The sequence below is a fragment of the Dyella jejuensis genome, from assembly GCF_044904675.1.
Lineage (GTDB): Bacteria > Pseudomonadota > Gammaproteobacteria > Xanthomonadales > Rhodanobacteraceae > Dyella_B > Dyella_B jejuensis.
In genome coordinates, this window is the sequence record NZ_JADIKJ010000015.1 from 139,433 (window position 1) to 159,930 (window position 20,498).

Genomic DNA, 20,498 nt, shown 5'->3' on the forward strand with positions numbered 1-20,498 from the left:
ATGCCGGGTTGCGCACGCGCACAGGCGCAAATCGGCCGCTCAGCCATAGACCGGGAATTTCCGGCACTGCACCGAGACCTTCTCGCGCACGGCCTTGATCACGCCGTCGTCGGCCGGAGCATCCAAGACGTCGCAGATCCAATGGGTGAGTTCGATCACATCGGCTTCCTGGTAGCCGCGTGTCGTGATCGCGGGCGTACCCACGCGCAGGCCCGAGGTGACGAACGGCGAGCGCGGATCGTTCGGTACCGCGTTCTTGTTGACCGTGATGTGCGCCTTGCCCAGTGCCGCTTCCGCGTCCTTGCCGGTCAGTTCGCGGCCGATCAGGTCGATCAGCATCAGGTGGTTTTCGGTGCCGCCGGAGACCACCTTGTAGCCGCGTTCGATCAGGGTCCTGGCCATGGCCTTGGCGTTCTTCACGACCTGCGCCTGGTAAGTCTTGAACGACGGTTCCAGCGCTTCCTTGAAAGCGACCGCCTTGGCAGCGATCACATGCATCAGCGGACCGCCCTGGATGCCGGGGAACACGATCGATTGCAGCTTCTTTTCGATCTCTTCGCCGGCGTCCTTGGCGATCACGAAACCGCCACGCGGGCCGCGCAGGGTCTTATGCGTGGTGGAGGTAACCACATGCGCGTGCGGCAGCGGGCTGGGATACACGCCCGCCGCGATCAGGCCGGCGACATGCGCCATGTCGACGAACAGGTAGGCGCCGACCTTGTCGGCGATGGCGCGGAAGCGCGCCCAGTCCATCACCTGCGAATAGGCGCTGAAACCGGCCACGATCATCTTCGGCTGGTGCTCGACCGCAAGGCGTTCGACTTCGTCGTAATCGACCAGGCCTTGCTCGTTCACGCCATACTGCACCGCGTTGAGCAGCTTGCCGGAAATGTTGACCTTGGCACCGTGCGTAAGGTGACCGCCATGCGCAAGGCTCATGCCGAGAATCGTGTCGCCTGGATTGAGCAGCGCGAAATACACCGCCTGGTTGGCTTGCGAACCGGAATGCGGCTGCACGTTGGCATAGGTGGCGCCGAACAATTGCTTGAGGCGCTCGATGGCAAGGCGCTCGGCCACGTCCACGTATTCGCAGCCACCGTAGTAACGCTTGCCCGGATAGCCTTCGGCATACTTGTTGGTCAGGACCGAACCCTGGGCTTCGAGCACGCGCGGGCTGGCGTAGTTCTCCGAAGCGATCAGCTCGACATGGTCCTCCTGGCGGCGGGCTTCGTCGGCAATGGCCTTGGCCAGTTCATCGTCATAGCCGGCGATCGTGTCGGTCTTCGGGAACATTCGAGCCTCGTGGGTATGCAAGGGTGGGAGCGGCGGGGTGAATCTCGAAAGTGTAATGGCAGGGGGTGTTTGCGGCCACCGGCGGGCTTGTCCCGTGCGTTCCGTGCCATGTACCGTACAGCGTACTCAATGACGTACAGAAGGGAGTATCCGCATGGCATCCGCTCCTTCCCGGCTCGCCCGCGCATGGCGTTGGCTTGCACTGACACTTGTTCTGGTCCCGGCGATGCTGCTTGCCCAGACCGTCACCGGCGTCGGGTTTCATCACATCACCATCCATGACCCGGTGAACGGCAATGCGATGCCGGGCTGGGTGTTCTATCCGACCACCCGTGCGCCGGGCGAGACCACGATCGGCCCCTACCATGTCGCTGCCACCCTGGACGCACCGGCGATGCCGGGGGCCAAGCCGCTGGTGGTGATCTCGCACGGCAGTGGCGGTTCAAATCTCGGTCACCATGCGCTGGCGACCTATCTGGCGAGCCATGGCTTCATGGTCGCCACGCTGGAACACCCAAAAGACAACTTCCACGACGTGAGCGGCGTGGGGACCGCGGCGGTGCTGGTTGGCCGACCGATTCAAATCAAAGCGACGATCACGACCCTGCTCGACGATCCTCGCTGGAAGCCTTTGATCGATGCCCATCGCATCGGCGTCGCCGGTTTTTCGGCGGGCGGCTACGCAAGCCTGCTGATCGTCGGCGCCGTGCCGCAATTTCGCCGTTTCGTCGACTTCTGCAATCGCTATCCGAACGATCAGGGCGTTTGCCACGACGCGAAACGCATGCGCGCTGAAGCGCGAAGTCATGGCCAAACCCTGGAACAGGTGATGGACGACATCGAAAGCCAGCTCGCGCGTTGGGGCAATACCGCCGATCCGCGCGTAAAGGCGGCGTTCGTGATGGCGCCGCTAAGCCTGGTCTTTGATAAAGCAGGTACGGCAAAAATCGATCGTCCCGTTTTTCTTTACTACGGGCAGGACGATCACGTGCTGATACCCAAGGAAAACGCCGAACACATTCGCCCGCTGGTGAAGACGCTGGTTGCCGTGAAGAGAGTCCCGCTCGCCGATCACTGGGTATTCCTTGACCCTTGCTCGCCGGAACTCGCCAAAGATGCAAAGGAAATTTGCAGCGACCCGCCCGGCGTCGATCGTGTGAAAGTGCATCAGCAGATGCAGGCCGATGCGCTGGCGTTCTTCCGCAAGGCGCTCGGCGTGCAAACGCCATGACGCGGGATCCACGTGCCCAAAGCGCTTAGCGAAAGCGAAACCGAAGCTTTCCGCGCACGCATCTGCAGTGCGGCGGCAAAGCTGTTCGTTGAAGAAGGCCCGGCGGCGGTCACCATGCGCCGCCTGGCCAACGAACTGGCATGCGGCACGATGACGCCGTATCGCTACTACGACAGCAAGGAAGAAATCATTACCGCGGTGCGCACACGCGGCTTGAATCGCATGGCCGAGGCGCTGGAAAACGCACTGCATACGCCAGGTGACGGGCGAACGCGCAGTCGCCAGGTACGCGACGCTTACCTCGACTTCGCGCGGCGTGACACGGCCACGTATCGATTGCTGTTCGAATACCCCGAGGCCAACCGCGACAACCCGGCCGGTCGCGACGCCCACGCACGCATGTGGCGCTGCATCGCCGCGGACACGCAGGCGATGATCGATGAGGGCGTGATCGAGGCCGAAAGTCCCATCCTCGCCCACCAGCTATGGGCCGCCTTGCATGGCGCCGTGATGCTGGAGATCGCCGGACTGCTGCCGGAAGGCGTCGATGCCGCCGCGCTCCATGCGCGCACCTTCGTCGCGCTGATGGAAGCCGCCCGTCCCAAGCCACGGCCGTGAGCGCCGGCGTCATCGACGCGGACATATCGGCAGCAGCGGCGGGCAAGGCTACGGCATCGACATCCAGGCATCGACCTCCGTCAGTCAGCAACATGTTGCTCTGCGACTCGACGTGCCGCCCTTCTGCGTGCACTCAAAGCATCGCGGCGCAAGTGTCTGGTCCGGCAAAAATGACGCTGCCACGGCATCCGCTCGCAGCCGGGCAGCAAAATGCTGCGTCCGGCACATGACCCCCCGGTCACCGGGATTTGCGCGGGAGCCGCTATAATGCCGGGTTTGATACCCACGCCCGCGCATCGCCTGTCTTTCCAGGGCAGCCACGCGCACGCCTCCGGAGCCAGCATGCAATACATCTACACCATGAACGGGGTCAGCAAGATCGTTCCCCCGAAGCGCCAGATCATCAAGGATATTTCGCTGAGCTTCTTCCCCGGCGCCAAGATCGGCCTGCTGGGCTTGAACGGCGCGGGCAAGTCCACCGTGCTGCGCATCATGGCCGGCGTGGATACCGACTTCCAGGGCGAAGCCCGTCCGCAACCGGGTATCAAGGTCGGCTATCTCGCCCAGGAGCCGCAGCTGGATCCGGACAAGACCGTGCGCGAAGTGGTCGAGGAAGGCGTGTCGGTGATCCTCGACGCGCAGAAGCGGCTGGAGGAGGTGTATGCCGCCTATGCCGAGGAAGGCGCCGATTTCGACAAGCTCGCCGCCGAGCAGCAGGAGCTGGAAAACCTGCTCGCGGTGAACGATGCGCACGCCCTGGAGCGCCAGCTGGAAGTGGCCGCCGACGCGCTGCGCCTGCCGCCGTGGGAGGTGAAGGTCGGCCCGCTGTCCGGCGGTGAGAAGCGCCGCGTGGCGCTATGCCGCCTGCTGCTGTCCAAGCCCGACATGCTGCTGCTGGACGAGCCCACCAACCACTTGGACGCCGAGTCGGTGGAATGGCTGGAGCATTTCCTGCAGGACTATCCCGGCACCGTGGTGGCCGTCACCCATGACCGCTACTTCCTCGACAACGCCGCCGAGTGGATCCTCGAACTCGACCGCGGCCGCGGCATTCCGTGGAAGGGCAATTACACCGAGTGGCTGGAACAGAAGGACGCGCGCCTCAAGCAGGAAGCGCAGCAGGAAAAGTCGCGCCAGCGGGCGATCGAGAAGGAACTGGAATGGGTGCGCTCGGCGGCCAAGGGCCGCCAGTCCAAGGGCAAGGCGCGCTTGAACCGCTTCGAAGAGCTGAACTCGGTCGAATACCAGCGCCGCAACGAAACCAACGAAGTGTTCATTCCGCCGGGCGAGCGCCTGGGCCAGGAAGTGATCGAGTTCAAGAACGTCAGCAAGTCGTTCGGCGACCGCCTGCTGATCGATGATCTCTCGTTCAAGGTACCGCCGGGTGCCATCGTCGGCGTGATGGGTCCGAACGGCGCGGGCAAGTCCACGCTGATGAAGCTGATCACCGGCGTCGAGCAGCCGGATGCGGGCGAAGTGAAGCTCGGCCATACCGTGAAGCTCGCCTACGTCGACCAGTCGCGCGGCGCGCTCGATGCCAAGAACAATGTATGGCAGGAAGTGTCGGGTGGCGCGGACATCCTCACCATCGGCAACTTCGAGATCCAGTCGCGCGCCTACATCGGCCGCTTCAATTTCAAGGGCACCGACCAGCAGAAGATCGTCGGCAACCTGTCCGGCGGCGAGCGCGGCCGGTTGCACCTGGCCAAGACCCTTTTGCAGGGCGGCAACGTGCTACTGCTCGACGAACCGTCCAATGACCTCGACGTGGAAACCCTGCGTGCGCTGGAAGACGCGCTGCTGGAATTCCCCGGCTGCGCGATGGTGATCTCGCATGATCGCTGGTTCCTCGACCGCATTGCCACACACATCCTGGCATTCGAAGGCGATTCGCACGTCGAGTTCTTCCCCGGCAACTACAACGAGTACGAGGCGGACAAGAAACGCCGCCTTGGCGATGAGGCCGCCAGGCCGCATCGCGTGAAATACAAGAAACTGGCCTGACGCGCCTTTCCTCCCTCTCCCCTCCGGGGAGGGGGTCGGGGTGAGGGGCCACGGCCTGCCCCGAACCTGATTAGAATCACGCTCCGCTCTATCCACTCCGCAAGATTGCCGCTCATCCCCGCCCCCACCGGAGGAGTGGGAGCAGAAAGCGACAAGGGAAAGACACGATGCACTTCATGCAGACCCTGCACCAGGCATGGACCCGCAACAACTCGCTGGTCTGCGTGGGTTTCGACCCGGAACCGTCGAAATTCCCGGCGCACCTGCACGGCGATCCGGATGCCGTGTTCGCTTTTTGCAGCGCCATCGCCGATGCCACCGCCGACCTGGTATGCAGTTACAAGCCGCAGATCGCACACTTCGCCGCCTTGCGTGCCGAAGCAGCGCTGGAACGCCTGATCGCGCACATCCATGAGAAACATCCCGGCATCCCGGTGATCCTTGACGCCAAGCGCGGCGACATCGGCAGCACCGCGCAGCATTACGTGACCGAAGCCTTCGACCGCTACGGCGCCGATGCGGTGACCCTCAATCCCTACCTCGGCCGCGATTCCGCGCAGCCGTTCCTGGATCGCGCCGACAAGGGCGTGATCTTGCTTTGCCATACTTCCAATCCCGGCGCCGCCGATCTGCAGGATCTCGACATCGGCGGCAAGCCGCTGTACCAGCATGTGGCGCAGATCATCGCCCGCGACTGGAACACGCACGGCAATTGTGCGCTGGTCACTGGCGCCACCTGGCCGGCGCAGCTGGCCGAGGTGCGCGCGCTGGTCGGAGACCTGCCGTTGCTGGTGCCGGGCATCGGCGCACAGGGCGGCGACGTGGAGGCCGTGGTGCGCCATGGCCGCACCCAGGCCGGCACCGGCCTGATAATCAATTCCTCGCGGGCGATCCTGTATGCCGGCAACGGCGAGGACTTCGCGCAAGCCGCCCGTGCGGCCACCCTCGACCTGCGCGCCAGCATCAATCGCTACCGACAGGCCTGATACGCCCGATCCCTGTTTCCGGGTAAGCCCTTCCAGCTTCAAGGACGCCACGTTCATGCCGGACTTCGATCTGCTGATGCTGCTCGGTTTCGTCTTTCCCGGGCTCGTGATCTGCCTTATCCACCGGTACCTCACGCGGCGTTTGCGCTGATGTACATGGGCCACTATGCGATTGCCGTCGGTGCGCGCCGCTGGATGCGGCCGCTGCCCATGGCCTGGTTATTGTTCGCCTCGATCGAACCGGACCTGTACGACGTCGTGGGCCATGTCGTTCCCGCGCTCAGTATCGGACCCGATACGCACACGATCCCCGGCGTGCTTGGCGCGGCAGTGATCGTCACGGCACTCGGTGCCATCCTCTTCCGGCGGCTGATGCTGGCAATAGGCACGGGTTTGCTGGTGCTCTCGCACGTCGGCGTGGACTACCTCACCAGCCGGCTGCCGCTTTGGCGGCATGGCCCGGTGCTGGGCTTGCATCTGTACGCCACGCCATGGGCGGATTTCCTGCTTGAGGCAGTCACCATCGTGGCCGGCATCGCCCTGTATGCGAACTGCCCTGACTTGCGCCGTCCGGCCCGCGGCGGCCTGATCGCGATGGGATTGCTGATGCTTGGCATGCAGGCGATATGGAATTTCGGATTCGTCAGCCGCTGAATTCGTAAGACATTCCGGTCCGGATCACCAGGGCAGACATCCGGATCTGCGCGCGTCGCCGCCGCTGCCAAGCCAGGCGCGCTATGTCAGTATCAGCATGGGCATCGGCATGGTGCCGGCCACAATAACCATACGAAGGAAACGTATGCAGCCATTGAACGGGTGGGTGCGGGACAAAGCCGCGGTAACGGGGAAATATCTGCATCGGGCATCGCTGGTGCTGTGGATCGCCATCGGCGCCCTGGGCCTGCCATGCGTGGCACGTGCCGCCAGCCCCGATCCGGCACTGGTCTCGAAAATCGACGCCGCCACTTTCGAAGTGGTGATACCCAAAGCGGTCGACGATCCACTCACCTACGAAAAGCCGCTCCCGCTGGACCTCTTGCCCTACCAGGAACGCACCGATAAATATTTTTCCGTTGGCACCGCGTTTGCGCTCGGCGATAACCGCTACGTCACGGCCGGGCACGTGCTGACGATCGGGTTCGGCGACCTCAGCGGTCCACCCGCGCTGCGCGATGCCAGCGGCCACGTCTACGCCATCGACAAGATCGAGAAGTTTTCGCTGCAGCAGGACTTCGTGGTGTTCTCGCTGAAGAACCCGCCCGCCAGCGCGGCGCTGGAAGCCAACGCCAAGCCTGCCTTGAACAGCGTGGTCTACGCCGTGGGCAATGCGTTGGGTACCGGCGTGATCATCCGCGATGGCCTGTACACCTCCGACACGCCCGAAGAAGAAAACGGCCGCTGGAAGTGGATGCGCTTTTCCGCCGCCGCTTCGCCCGGCAACAGCGGCGGCCCGCTGCTGGACCAGGACGGCAAGGTGATCGGCGTGGTGTTGATGAAATCGGCCAACGAAAACCTCAACTATGCGCTGCCGATCGGCGAAGTGCTGCATGCACCCGACCACCTGGCGGTGATGGACAAGCAGATGGCCTATCAACTGGACGTGCTGGACTACGACCAGCATGGACGCTTCAAGGCGCAATTTCCGTTGCCGGCCAGCTACGCCGATTTCAGCCATACGTTCCTGCAACTGCAAAACCAATACAGCGAACAGCAATTGAAAGCGCTGCTGCAGCAACAAAGTGGCGATCTGTTCCCGCACGGTGCGGGCGCCAACCGGATTCTGCACGGCACGCCCGAGCTGAGCTTCTTTCCCGAACTGATCGTGCACGATCGCAGCGGCCAGTGGAATTACGCCGGCCGCGAACTCAATCGCGTACCGCTCAGCGGCAACGGCTATATCGCCAGCGGTTATGTCGGCCACAACCTGCTGATCCACCTGCGCCGCCCCGACGACGTGAAAGCCGTCACGTTCTATGGCGACCCGACGCAAATGATGGACCTGATCCTGAAGACCGGCTACTGGGACCGGCAGGTAGGCCCGGAGAAGATCAAGATCACCTCGCTGGGCCAGCCCGCCACCGTTGCGACCTATACCGACAACTGGCAGCGGCACTGGAAAGTAGCGGTCTGGTCCGAGCCTTACATCAATGCGCAGGTGGTGCTGTTCGCACTGCCCGTGCCGGACGGCTACGCCATCATGATGCGCATGAATCCGGCCGCGATAACGCATAACAGCCTGATCGACATGAAAGCGCTCACCGATTTCGTCAACGTCGACTACGGCGGCAACCTGGCGCAATGGAAAGCATTCATGGCCGACCGCTCGCTGCTCCCCGGCGCCATGCAGGACACGCACATCGAAGCCGACTACGGCAAGCATTTCAGCTACGACTCCAGCAACATCGCCTTCGGCTATCCGTCGACGTTGCAGAGCGTGGCGCCGGACAACATGCTTGCCGTGGGCTTCGGTTACTACGACAACCATGGCAAGACCGACCTGGAAGCTTCAGCCATCCAGATCCACCTCGACGCCACCGACCCGGACCGCATCAGCGTCAAGCGCCACATTGCGCCCAGCGCGGACCTCGACGACAACTTCAAGCAAGCATGGGGCAAGCTGCTGCACAAGCAGCATCCCTATGACGGCGTGCCCTACAGCGATGGCGACGAGATGGATATCGCCAGCGTGATCGCTCCACCTGCAGGCACGCCCACCGAACTCTATACGGTGTTCTATGGGACACAGGGCTCGCACAAGCCCGAAGACATGCAGGCGAAGCTCGACCTGTTGACGCAGCAGTTCAAGCTCAAGGCGCATTGAATCGATGCGTATAGCGAGCGCTCCTCATCCTTCCTGCGAGCGGAAGGATGAGATCTGCCCTAGCTAAAGCTGGATTGCGGCCCGGCTCCATGGTGCAAGCCAGGCCCTTCTGCCGGCCTGGCTTACACCAAGCTGTCGACCCCTTCCAGCTTTCACGCAACATGTTTACTCGCACGGCGCGAAATCCTGCGCTTCCTCCCGGCTACAGCAGCCGCACCGCGATACCGTGAACAGAGGCGGCCAGGCATTCGCAATGCGCTCATATTGTTTCGCGATAATGGCGCGCCAGCGTGCTTGCTCCGCAAGCGAGCGCTGCTGACATAATGCCCCGTCGCCACTGAAGGACTGATGCGTGAGCTTGTGGTTTCTTATTTTCCTTAGCGTGCTGCAAGGTGTGACGGAGCTTTTCCCGGTCAGCAGTCTCGGCCACACCTTGCTCGTCCCGGCGTTGTTCGGCATGCATATCGACAAGCATGCGCCGCAGCTGATTCCGTTCCTGGTCGCCCTGCACCTTGGCACCGCGTTCGCCCTGCTCGGCTATTTCCGCCATCGCTGGATGGCGCTGATCCAAGGCTTCTTCGCCTCGCTCGGCGGCCGGCGCAATGACGAAGGCCACATGATGTGGGCGCTGATCATCGGCACGGTGCCTGCCTGCATCGTCGGCCTGCTACTGGAAAAGCGGCTCGAATTGGTGTTCAAGGACTTGCGCATCGTGGCAGTCGCGCTGATCGCCAACGGGGTGCTGCTATGGCTGGGCGATCGCCTGCAACGCACGCGCGCGCACAAACCGCCGGAAAAGCTCAGCTTCCGCCAGGCGTTCCTGGTCGGACTGGCACAGGTCGGCGCGTTGATCCCGGGATTTTCGCGCAGCGGCCTCACCATGATCGCCGGCTCTGCCACCGGCCTGGACCAGGAAAAGGCCGCGGAATTCTCCTTCCTGCTCGGCACGCCGATCATCCTGGCCGCCGGCCTGCTGGAAATACCCAAGCTCTTCAAGGCTCCCGGCCAGCTGGGCGATGCGCTCCTGGGCGGCGTGCTGACCGCCATCGCGGCCTGGCTGAGCCTGCGCTTCCTGATGCACTATTTCGAAGGCCGCGGACGGCTGGCGGTGTTCGGCACCTATTGCGTGATCGCCGGCGCGTTTTTCCTCGGCTGGTTCCTGCTGCATCCGCAACCCTGAGGATGATCCAGCAGTCCACATCGCACTCGACCGCTGCGACGCTCAAACCGGCGCAAGCGGCCGCTTAATCGTCCGCTTGCCGATCCATGCCGGGGAACAATATCTCGGTAAATCCGAACTTGGCGAAATCGGTAATCCGCGATGGATACAGGCGCCCGATCAGGTGATCGCATTCGTGCTGCACCACGCGGGCATGGAAGCCTTCGGCGTTGCGGTCGATACGCTCGCCGCGCGGATCGATGCCTTCGTAGCGGATCAACGAATAACGGTTGACCGCGCCACGCAATCCCGGCACGGAGAGACAACCCTCCCACCCTTCTTCCATATCTTGCGACAAGGGCGTAATCACCGGATTGAGCAGTATGGTCTGCGGCACGGCCGGCGCGTCGGGATAGCGCTCGGAATGGTCGAAGCCGAAGATCACCAGTTGCAGGTCCACGCCGATTTGCGGCGCGGCGAGTCCGACGCCGCCGGCATCGTGCATGGTTTCGAACATGTCGGCGATCAGCGCGTCCAGTTCGGCGCTGCCGACCATGGCATCGGGCACGGGCGGCGCAACACGCAGCAAGCGCGGATCGCCCATCTTCAGAATTTCGCGAATCATGTCCACCACCTCACAGGCGTTGCCTGGGCATCTTACTGCGGACCGGATGGGCTGAAAGCAAGCCCGTTTCCGGCTGCGCGGCGAACCGGCCGACATTCCGGCCGGTATTGACCCCTGCCGCCGACAGGACGACCCTAGGGATGCTCGCACTATTCGCGTGACCCGCGCGCCGAAAGCTGTTTCTCGCCAGACAAGGGAGAGCGAGGGAATGTACGTCCGTACACGACCAAGTGATGACGCCGCCTGGCGGGCAAACAGACCCGGCCCTTCGGGCTACGCCAATAATGCGAACAGGCCCCAGAAATCCGCCCGAAGCCTCCGAGCGGCTCGGGCGACGCCATTTGTTCCATATGTCCTGCATCGAACAGGCTCTTATCGATCCGGAGATCTTCCATGGAAACCATCGCAATGAAGCCGGCCGGCATGCTGGGCAAGGTTCTGTGGGCCTTGCTCGCCCTCATCGGTGCCGCATGCCTGGGCGTGATCGCGTTGCGACGCGGGGAGCCGGTCAATGCAATCTGGCTGGTGGCGGCGTCGGTCGCGATTTTCCTGATCGGCTACCGCTTCTATGGCCGCTTCATCGAGCACTACGTCTTGCAGATGGATCCGGGGCGCGCGCCGCCGTCGGTGTTGCGCAATGACGGACTGGACTACGTGCCTACCGACAAATGGGTCGTGTTCGGCCATCATTTCGCGGCAATTGCCGGCGCGGGCCCGCTGGTGGGACCGGTACTGGCGGCACAAATGGGCTATCTGCCCGGCACGCTGTGGATCCTGTTCGGGGTGGTATTCGGCGGCGCGGTGCAGGATTTCATGGTGCTGGGCCTGTCGGTCCGCCGCGATGCGCGTTCACTCGGCCACATGCTGCGCGAGGAACTCGGTCCGCTGGCCGGCGTGGTGGCGATGTTCGGCCTGCTGGCCTTGATGATGATCGTGCTGGCGGTGCTCGCGTTGGTCGTGGTCAAGGCGCTGACGCATAGTCCATGGGGCACCTTCTCGGTTGCCTGCACGATTCCGATCGCGCTGTTGATGGGCGCCTACCTGCGCTGGCTGCGCCCGGGACGCATCCTTGAGGTATCGATCATCGGCCTGGTGCTGCTGGTGTCGTCCATCGCCTATGGCGCGCACGTCGCGACAACGCCGGACCTGGCCGCCCTGTTCGATTTCGACGCGAAATCGCTGGCGTGGTTGCTGATCGGCTATGGCTTTTTCGCTTCGGTATTACCGGTATGGCTGTTGCTGGCGCCGCGCGATTATCTGTCCACGTTCCTCAAGATCGGCACCATCGCGCTGCTGGCGATCGCGATCCTGTTCGCCGCGCCGCAACTGCAACTGCCCGCGGTGTCGCGCTTCATCGATGGCACCGGACCGGTGTTCCAGGGCCGGCTGTTTCCGTTCCTGTTCATCACCATTGCCTGCGGCGCGGTATCGGGATGGCATTCGATCATCGCTTCGGGCACCACGCCCAAGCTGCTCGCCAATGAAGGTGAGGCGCGCATGGTCGGCTATGGCGCCATGTTGATGGAAGCGTTCGTAGCGATCATGGCGCTGATTGCCGCTGCGTCATTGCACCCTGGCGTGTACTTCGCCATGAACTCGCCCGCCGCGCTGATCGGCCACACGGTGGAACACGCGGCCGGCGTGATCAGCCAATGGGGCTTCGTGGTAACACCGGACGAACTGTCGCGCACCGCGCACGACATCGGCGAAACCAGCATCCTCAGCCGCGCCGGCGGCGCGCCCACGCTGGCGGTGGGCATGGCGCAATTGCTGCACAACATCCTGCCGGGCGAGCGCATGATGGCGTTCTGGTATCACTACGCGATCCTGTTCGAGGCCCTGTTCATTCTCACCACGGTCGACGCCGGCACGCGCGTGGGCCGCTTCATGATCCAGGAGATCGCAGGCCTCGTGCATGAGCCGCTGAAGAATACGGAGTCATGGATCGGCAATGTGCTCGCCACCTCGATCTGCGTGGCCTTGTGGGGTTATTTCCTGTACCAGGGCGCGGTCGATCCGCTCGGCGGCATCAATACGCTGTGGCCGCTGTTCGGCATCGCCAACCAGATGCTGGCCGCGATCGCGCTGATGCTCGCCACGGTGGTCACGGTGAAGCTCAAGCGCGAACGTTATGTCTGGGTACCCGGCATTCCGGCACTGTGGCTGGTGATCTGCACGTTGACCGCGGGCTGGGAGAAACTCAGTGGACCGATCAGCTTCACCCACTCTGCACAGGCTTATACGCAAGCCATGCAGGCCGGCACCTTGATGGCGCCGGCCAAGAGCCTGGGAGAGATGCAGCGCATCGTTACCAATAACAGCGTGGATGCGACGCTTACCGCCGTCTTCATGTTGCTGGTGCTGACCATGCTCGGTTTCAGCCTCTATGCCTTGGTCAGGGCGTGGCGCAGCCGTAAGCCGACAGCCCACGAAACTCTGCGCGTACCGTTGTCCGGCGTAGCGAGCACAAGTCCATGACGACGTTCGCCCATGTGTGGCGTCGGCTGGTGCAAACCGCGCGCCTGAGTTGCGGCGTACCGGACTACGAGGTCTACATCGCGCATCTGCGCACGCATCATCCGGAGCGGAAGATTCCCAGCTATGCGGAATTTTTTCGCGAACGCCAGGCTGCCCGCTACAAGGGGACCGGCGGCCGCTGTTGCTGAATGCGCGAATTTCCAAGCCTGGAAAAAGCACGGCCATGTCCACATAACGACATGGCCTTTCCTTATCATGCATCTTCTCTCCCTTCACCGCGCAGGCCGTGACCGATCACCATGTCTCCCAGCGACCGTCACCTGGCCAAGCCCACTTCCGAGATCGAGACGCAGCACAGCCTTGGCTTGCGCGTGATCGCGGTCTACAAGGCGATCAAGACGGTATGCCTGATCATCGTGGCCTTCGTGGCGTTCCACCTGCATCAGGAAAGGAACTTCGATCGCCTGATGCATGCGCTGGAGCATCTTTCGCTGACCGATACCAACGGTTTGCGCTGGCGCCTGGTGGAAATGCTGGAGCAGATGGGTCCAAGCAAGTTCGTCGCGATCGGCAGCGTGGCGCTGGCCTACGCCGCCATCTTCGCCACCGAGGGCACTGGCCTGTGGTTGCGCAAGCATTGGGCTGAATGGTTCACGGTCGTCGCCACTGGCTCGCTGATTCCGGTGGAGATGTACGAAGTCATCCATCGCTTCGGTCTGCTGAAGCTCGGTGCGCTGCTGGCGAACGTCGCGATCGTTGTCTACCTGGTGCGGCTGGCGCTGCAGCCACACCGGCGCTCTTAACGGTGTAGCCCGGCACACATCGTGTGCCGTGGCTCAGACCTCGTGGTGCACGGCTTCGGCGGGCAGCCTGTTTTTGCTGTCGCGGCGCGGCGCCAGTTCGACCAGGTACATCGCGGCCAGCACCAGCGCGCCGCCGCAAAGCATGCGCCAGCCCAATACATCGCTGCCCAGCGCCACGGCGAAACCTGCCGCGAAGACGGGCTCGGTAGTCATCACGATAGCCGCGCGCGTGGCCGGCAAATGCGCCTGCGCCCAGGTTTGCATCAACATGGCACCGGCGCCGGCGATCAACGCCATGTAGAGCACGGCGATCCACGCATCGCGATCAGGTGGCAGCATCGGGCCGCCGTGGCCGATCGTGGCGAGCAGGCACAGCAGCGCGATCACCGCCATCTGTACCGCGGACAGGCCGAAGGCTTCCTCGGCGCGCGACCATTGCCCAAGCCCGACGATATGCAAGCCATAAAGCAGTGCGGACGCCAGCGTCAGCCAGACGCCGGTATCCACGGAGAATCCATTGAGCGAGAGCAGCGCCAGGCCGAACGTCGCCAGGCCCACCGCCACCCAGACGACAGGCGGCATGCGCTGGCGCAACAGCAGCGTGGCGAGCATCGGCGTGAATACCACATACATGCCGGTGACGAACCCGCTGACGCTGGGCGAGATCAACGCCAGGCCGGAGGTTTGCAGCAACTGGCCGGCCCCGTAGAGTGCGCCAAGCAGTACGCCGCGCAGCCATTGCTTTCGCTCCAGCCGCGCCACGTGGCGATGGAACAGCGCAAACATCACCACGGCGGCAAGCATGAAGCGCACCGCCAGAAAATCCGCGACCGGCATGCGGCCGACCACGTCCTTGATCAGCACGAAGGTGGAACCCCACACTGCCGTCATCGCCAGCAGACCGAAGGTTGCCAGCGTGCTGGTGCGCGACAGGGAAGTCATTGCCGGGCCAGCCGCCACAGCTGCGCGGGTACCTGCACCAGGAAATGCGCCCACACGCCCAGCCACACCGCCGCGGCGAGCAATGGCTTGCGCGCCGCCGGATCGAACTTGCGAAACCAGCGCCACATGCCGCGATGCTTGTGATAACTCACGAACACCGGACGATGCCGGCTCGATCCACCTTTGCCATGCGACACGCGAACGTCGCCGGCCAACAGCACGCGCCAGCCGGCATCGCGCACGCGACGGCACAGGTCCAGGTCTTCGCAATGCAGGAAATACTTTTCGTCGAATCCATCCAGCGATTCGAATACGCGCCGCGGCATCAGCATCACGGCGCCGGAAACGGCTTCAGCCTCGACGGGATGATCGGGCATGTCGCCAGCGAAGTTCACACCATCCATGTCGCGCTTGAACAGCGTGGCAAGCGCGCGCTGCAATACCGGATCGCGCCGATAAGAGGCCGGATCGGGCACGCCCCGCGCATCGCATACCACGGCGCCGACCAGCCCGGCCCTGGGTTCGGCGCCGAGCACTTCCAGCAGGCGCCGCAGCGCGGCCTGCTGGAGCAGGCAATCGGGATTGAGGATCAGCACATTCTGTCCGCGTGCCTGTGCCGCGGCACGATTGACCGCCGGGCCGAAGCCGAGATTGGTGCGGTTATATATCAGCCTGAGCCGCGCATCGTTCTCGCGGGCACGAGCAATCGCCTGGGGTATGCCATCGGACGATGCGTTGTCGATCAGCAGCAATTCCAGCGAAGTGGTGCACGCCAGCACGCTATCGACGCAATCGCGCAAGCTCGGACCGCTGTCGGCGGCAACGACGATGACGCTGAGCTCGGGCGTGGTCGTATCAAGCGTTGGCATGTTTATCTTGTGGTCGATACGACATCATTCTTCCCATTGATCCTGGCCAAGCACGTGCGAGAGCGCCAGCGGCGGCTTGTCTTCACCACGGCTCAACCACGCTTCGCCGGCATGCCAGCCATACAGCCGCCAGCCACGCAACCGGTATTGGCGGTCGCGGACGCGATCGTACAGCAGCACGCCACGCCCGGCGGCGATCGGCAGCGCGATCCAGCGCTGTCCCGGCGCCACCGAGGCCTGCGGCTCGATGTGGTCGATCAGGGTGTTCGCTCCGATGCGGCAACGGCGTCTTCCGACCATTGCGATGTTGTTCGCTGCGCCGTTTGCCGGATCATCCAATGCCATCCAGACAGGCGATTGCAGCTCGATCAGGGTGGCGGAAGGCCCGATCGGCGCCAGCGCGATTTCGTTCCATGCCGGCGATGCGGCCGCCAGGCTGGCACTGCGTAGCGGCTTGTGGTCCTGCCATGACTCGAGCAACACCAGCAGCGAGAAACCCGCCAAGGCTGCCAGCAACGTCAACGTCACACCCGACGGATGACCATCGAAGGCACGGTAACCGGCCACCAGCACGCCAGCCAGGCCCCAGCGCAATGCGCGGCGAAGGATTGCCCCATGACGCAGCAGCCGCGGTACTCGCGCCAACTGCGCCACGGCGAGCCCCAGCAGCAACGGCAGGCCGGTCCACCAGGGCAGGAACGCAAGCAGACATGTCCACGCGATGGCCGCCAGCCATCGACGCCAAAGCGTGGCGAGGCTCAGCCGCACCACACCCTTGCGTTGCGGAACATGCGCATCCACGGCGAATCCTCGCCCCACGCCTCCGGACGCCAGCTCATCTGCACGCTGCGAAACACGCGCTCGGGATGCGGCATCAGGATCGTTATGCGTCCATCCGCCGCGGTGAAGCCGGCCAGGCCGCCAGGCGAGCCATTTGGATTGAGCGGGTAGTTCTCGGTCGGCTTGCCGCGATTGTCGACAAAGCGCGCCGCGGAGCCCGATTTGCCCGGGCTGCACGCCTGCGGAAAGCTGACCCGGCCTTCGCCATGCGCCACCGCCACCGGAATCCGCGACCCGGCCATGCCCTTGAAGAAGATGCTTGGTGAATCGAGCACCTCAAGCGTGGCCAGGCGCGCTTCGTATTGCTCGGATGCATTGCGCAGGAATTTCGGCCAGTGCTGCGCGCCAGGAATGATGTCCTTGAGCTGGCTCATCATCTGGCAACCGTTGCACACGCCCAGCGCGAACTTGCCAGGATCGGCAAAGAACGCGGTGAACTCCGCGCGCAGCAGCTCGTTGTACAGGATCGACGCTGCCCAGCCGCGGCCGGCGCCCAGCACGTCGCCGTAGGAAAAGCCGCCGCACGCGGCAAAGCCGCGAAAATCCCCAAGCCTGACGCGCCCGCTGGCGAGGTCGGACATGTGCACGTCCACCGCCTCGAAGCCAGCGCGGGTGAATGCTGCTGCCATCTCGACCTGTCCGTTCACGCCCTGCTCGCGCAGGATCGCCACGCGCGGGCGCGCGGAGTGCTTCACATACGGTGCGGCGATGTCCTCGGCCGGATCGAAGCTGAGCTTCGGGCTGATGCCCGCATCGTTATCGTCGACGCGCCATTCCAGTTCGGCATCGGCAGTGAGCGGGTTGTCGCGCAAGCGCTGCATGGCATGGCTGGTTTCGTTCCACGCCTTGAACAGCTGCGTCCAGTTCCATTTGAACAGCGTGTCGCCATTGAGATGGAGCTTGATGCCGAGCTTTTCCTTTGGACGGCCAATGCGGTTGCTCATGCCGGCAAGGCTGTGCTTGATCAACAGCGATTCGAACGCCTCGCGGTTGGCGGCGGACACCTGCAGCACGGCGCCCAGTTCTTCATTGAACAAGGCGCGCAGCGTGGCTTCGCCCCAGCCATCCAGGTTGATTTCCAGGCCACAATGACCGGCGAAGGCCATTTCCAACAAGGTAACGATGACGCCGCCATCCGAACGATCGTGGTACGCGAGCAACAGGCCGCTGCGATTGGCTTCCTGCACCAGATCGAACAGGGACTTCAGGCGCCTGGCGTCATCGAGATCGGGCGGCACGCCGCCGCCGCGATTGAATACCTGCGTGAGCGATGAACCGCCCAGCCGTGCGCGGCCCGCACCGAGGTCGATCAGCCACAGGTCGGAATCACCCTGTTGCAGCTTGAGTTGCGGCGTGAGCGTGCGGCGCACGTCGCCGACGCGCGCAAAACCGGTAATGACCAGCGAAACCGGAGCTACCGTGCGTTGCGGCGTATCGCCGTCGTTCCATACCGTCTGCATGGAGAGCGAATCCTTGCCGACCGGTATGGAGATATCGAGTTCGGGGCATAGCTCCATGCCGACCGCCTTTACCGCGTCGAACAGCGCGGCATCTTCGCCCGGATGGTTGACCGCGGCCATCCAGTTGGCGGAAAGCCGCACCTCGCTCAAGGAGGCGATCGGTGCGGCGGCCAGATTGGTAATCGCCTCGCCCACCGCCAGGCGCGCCGCATCGGCGCTGTTGAGCAAGGCCACCGGCGCGCGCTCGGCCATTGCCATCGCTTCGCCCTTGTAGCCTTCGAAATCGAGCAGGGTCACCGCGCAGTCGGCCACCGGCACCTGCCACGGCCCGACCATCGGATCGCGCGCGCACAGGCCACCGACCGTGCGGTCGCCAATGGTGATGAGGAAGCTCTTGCTGCCCACCGTCGGCAGGCGCAATACGCGCATCAAGGCTTCGTCCATGCCGATGCCGCTCAGATCCGGCACCAGGTCGACACGCGGCTTGACGTGACGGGCGTCGCGATGCATGCGCGGCGGCTTGCCGAACAACACATCCATCGGCAGATCGATCACCACCAGGTTTCGGCGCGGGTCGGTCACGCGCAGCACCCGTTCGGCCGTGGCCTTACCGACCACGGCATAGGGACAGCGCTCGCGCGCGCAATAGGCCTCGAATTCCGGCAGGTCCTTGCTGGCGATCGCCAACACATAGCGTTCCTGCGACTCGTTGCTCCATACCTGCATCGGCGACAGCGACGGATCATCGCAAGGCACTTTCGACAAATCGATCTCGCCACCCACGCCCGCGTCGTTGAGCAGTTCGGGGATGGCATTGGACAGGCCGCCGGCACCGACGTCATGGATGCTGACGATGGGATTGTGTTCGCCACGCGACCAGCACGCATCGATCACTTGCTGGCAGCGCCGCTCCATCTCGGCGTTGTCGCGCTGCACGGAAGCGAAATCCAGTTCCGCACTCGACGCACCGGAGGCCACGGACGAGGCCGCGCCGCCGCCAAGGCCGATCAGCATCGCCGGGCCGCCCAGCACGATCACCGCGTGGCCGGGCTGCAGCTCGTGCTTCTGCACATGATCGTTGCGAAGATTGGCCAGTCCGCCGGCAATCATGATCGGCTTGTCATAGCCGCGACGCACGCCGGCTTCGCCCGTTTCGTGCTCGTAGGTGCGCAAGTAGCCGCCCAGGCAGGGACGGCCGAATTCATTGTTGAACGCAGCGGCGCCGAGCGGGCCGTCGCGCATGATCTCGAACGCGCTGGCCATGCGCGGGGGCAGTGGACGTTCCACTTCCCACGGTTGCGGATGACCGGGAATGCGCAGGTCCGAAACGGAGAAACCGGTCAACCCGGCCTTGGGCTTGGCGCCACGGCCGGTCGCACCCTCGTCGCGGATTTCGCCACCGGCGCCGGTGGCCGCGCCGGGCCATGGGGCAATCGCGGTGGGATGGTTGTGCGTTTCGACCTTGATCGCGTATTCGATGCGTTCTTCGCTGGCACGCCAGATACCGTCGGTGCCGCTGGTGAAACGCTTGCCGGTGCTGCCCTCGATCACTGCGGCGTTGTCCTTGTAGGCGGACAGCGTATGCGCGGGCGCGTGCTGGTGCGTGTTCTTGATCATGCCGAACAGGCTCTTGTCCTGCGCCTCGCCATCCAGCGTCCAGCTGGCGTTGAAAACCTTATGGCGGCAGTGTTCGGAATTGGCCTGCGCGAACATGAAAAGCTCGGCGTCGGTGGGATCGCGGCCGAGCTCGGCGTAGCACGCGGCGAGGTAGTCGATCTCATCCTCGGCCAAGGCCAGGCCCAATTCGCCGTTCGCCTTGGCCAACGCGGCGCGCGAATCGGCACCCAGCGCAATCTGTACCAGATCGCCGGGCTGTCCGCCGAGGAACAGGCCCTGCGCCTGCTCCAGGCCGGTGAGCACCGATTGCGTCATCGCATCGTGCAGCACCGCCAGCACGCCGGCATATTTCGCATCGCCTGCGGCGGGCAGGCCGCTGATCTGCCAGGCCATGCCGCGTTCGACGCGGCGCACGTCGAAACCGGCGCCGTGCAGGATATCGGTGGCTTTGCTCGACCAGGGCGAAATGGTGCCCAGGCGCGGCACCACCCACAGCGATGCCGCTTCGGGCCGGTTGTCCTTGGCTTCCAGCGCTTCGAGCAGGTGCCGGCGCTGTTCGCCTGCGGGCTCGGCAGCGGCGTCGACGAAATAGACAAACCAGCACGCCTGTACCCGTGCGCCGCGATGCAGGGCATCCAGGCGGGCATTGAAGCGTTCCAGGCGAAACGGCGAGAGGGCGCTCTGCCCGTCGAGTGCGATCATGCGGGGGAAAAGGCGCTGTAGCGGCGGAGCGCAACATTGTACCTTAGCGG

General features: G+C 63.9%; 16 protein-coding genes. 10 read left to right on the plus strand and 6 right to left on the minus strand.

Annotated features, from left to right (window positions below):
- Window positions 1-39: 39 nt before the first annotated feature.
- Window positions 40-1,293, minus strand: a complete 1,254-nt coding sequence (gene glyA, locus ISP15_RS13850) for a serine hydroxymethyltransferase (protein WP_404548198.1) — start codon at window positions 1,291-1,293, stop codon at window positions 40-42.
- Window positions 1,294-1,447: 154 nt separating this feature from the next.
- On the opposite strand from glyA, the gene ISP15_RS13855 reads away from it, so the two are divergent.
- The 7 genes from ISP15_RS13855 (at window position 1,448) to ISP15_RS13885 (ending at window position 10,133) form a co-directional block, all read left to right on the plus strand.
- Window positions 1,448-2,524: an alpha/beta hydrolase family protein gene (locus tag ISP15_RS13855; protein ID WP_404548200.1), complete on the plus strand. Its 1,077-nt coding sequence runs from the start codon at window positions 1,448-1,450 to the stop codon at window positions 2,522-2,524.
- A gap of 12 nt (window positions 2,525-2,536) precedes the next feature.
- Window positions 2,537-3,142 carry a TetR/AcrR family transcriptional regulator gene (locus ISP15_RS13860; protein WP_404548201.1) on the plus strand — a complete coding sequence of 202 codons (606 nt, stop codon included), beginning with the start codon at window positions 2,537-2,539 and terminating at the stop codon, window positions 3,140-3,142.
- 342 nt (window positions 3,143-3,484) lie between these two features.
- Window positions 3,485-5,146 carry an energy-dependent translational throttle protein EttA gene (gene ettA / locus ISP15_RS13865; RefSeq protein ID WP_404548352.1) on the plus strand — a complete coding sequence of 554 codons (1,662 nt, stop codon included), beginning with the start codon at window positions 3,485-3,487 and terminating at the stop codon, window positions 5,144-5,146.
- A 167-nt stretch (window positions 5,147-5,313) separates the two neighbouring features.
- Window positions 5,314-6,132: an orotidine-5'-phosphate decarboxylase gene (gene pyrF / locus ISP15_RS13870; RefSeq protein ID WP_404548202.1), complete on the plus strand. Its 819-nt coding sequence runs from the start codon at window positions 5,314-5,316 to the stop codon at window positions 6,130-6,132.
- A 150-nt stretch (window positions 6,133-6,282) separates the two neighbouring features.
- Complete coding sequence (locus tag ISP15_RS13875; RefSeq protein ID WP_404548203.1) at window positions 6,283-6,786, plus strand: hypothetical protein; 504 nt, start codon at window positions 6,283-6,285, stop codon at window positions 6,784-6,786.
- Between the two features lie 145 nt (window positions 6,787-6,931).
- Window positions 6,932-8,953: a S1 family peptidase gene (locus ISP15_RS13880; protein WP_404548204.1), complete on the plus strand. Its 2,022-nt coding sequence runs from the start codon at window positions 6,932-6,934 to the stop codon at window positions 8,951-8,953.
- Between the two features lie 352 nt (window positions 8,954-9,305).
- A complete protein-coding gene (locus tag ISP15_RS13885; protein ID WP_404548206.1) occupies window positions 9,306-10,133 on the plus strand; it encodes an undecaprenyl-diphosphate phosphatase in 828 nt (275 codons plus the stop codon).
- Window positions 10,134-10,197: 64 nt separating this feature from the next.
- Here ISP15_RS13885 and def read toward each other — a convergent pair whose 3' ends face one another.
- Window positions 10,198-10,737 carry a peptide deformylase gene (gene def, locus ISP15_RS13890; RefSeq protein ID WP_404548207.1) on the minus strand — a complete coding sequence of 180 codons (540 nt, stop codon included), beginning with the start codon at window positions 10,735-10,737 and terminating at the stop codon, window positions 10,198-10,200.
- A 423-nt stretch (window positions 10,738-11,160) separates the two neighbouring features.
- Here def and ISP15_RS13895 point away from each other — a divergent pair, with 423 nt between their 5' ends.
- From ISP15_RS13895 to ISP15_RS13905, 3 genes are all read left to right on the plus strand, one after another.
- Window positions 11,161-13,215, plus strand: a complete 2,055-nt coding sequence (locus tag ISP15_RS13895; RefSeq protein WP_449757821.1) for a carbon starvation CstA family protein — start codon at window positions 11,161-11,163, stop codon at window positions 13,213-13,215.
- Window positions 13,212-13,403: a YbdD/YjiX family protein gene (locus ISP15_RS13900; RefSeq protein ID WP_404548209.1), complete on the plus strand. Its 192-nt coding sequence runs from the start codon at window positions 13,212-13,214 to the stop codon at window positions 13,401-13,403. Before ISP15_RS13895 ends, ISP15_RS13900 begins: the two co-directional genes overlap by 4 nt.
- Before the next feature lie 111 nt (window positions 13,404-13,514).
- Complete coding sequence (locus ISP15_RS13905; protein ID WP_404548210.1) at window positions 13,515-14,018, plus strand: DUF2127 domain-containing protein; 504 nt, start codon at window positions 13,515-13,517, stop codon at window positions 14,016-14,018.
- Between the two features lie 33 nt (window positions 14,019-14,051).
- Here ISP15_RS13905 and ISP15_RS13910 read toward each other — a convergent pair whose 3' ends face one another.
- Genes ISP15_RS13910 through purL form a run of 4 tightly spaced genes read right to left on the minus strand, consistent with a single transcriptional unit; the run spans window position 14,052 to window position 20,448 of the window.
- The gene (locus ISP15_RS13910; protein ID WP_404548211.1) at window positions 14,052-14,960 is read right to left on the minus strand and encodes a DMT family transporter; all 909 of its coding nucleotides are present in this window, start codon (window positions 14,958-14,960) and stop codon (window positions 14,052-14,054) included.
- Window positions 14,957-15,829: a glycosyltransferase family 2 protein gene (locus ISP15_RS13915; RefSeq protein WP_404548212.1), complete on the minus strand. Its 873-nt coding sequence runs from the start codon at window positions 15,827-15,829 to the stop codon at window positions 14,957-14,959. Before ISP15_RS13915 ends, ISP15_RS13910 begins: the two co-directional genes overlap by 4 nt.
- A gap of 24 nt (window positions 15,830-15,853) precedes the next feature.
- Complete coding sequence (locus ISP15_RS13920) at window positions 15,854-16,630, minus strand: hypothetical protein (RefSeq protein WP_404548213.1); 777 nt, start codon at window positions 16,628-16,630, stop codon at window positions 15,854-15,856.
- A complete protein-coding gene (gene purL, locus ISP15_RS13925) occupies window positions 16,588-20,448 on the minus strand; it encodes a phosphoribosylformylglycinamidine synthase (protein ID WP_404548214.1) in 3,861 nt (1,286 codons plus the stop codon). The genes ISP15_RS13920 and purL overlap by 43 nt, the downstream gene beginning before the upstream one ends.
- Window positions 20,449-20,498 lie beyond the last annotated feature (50 nt).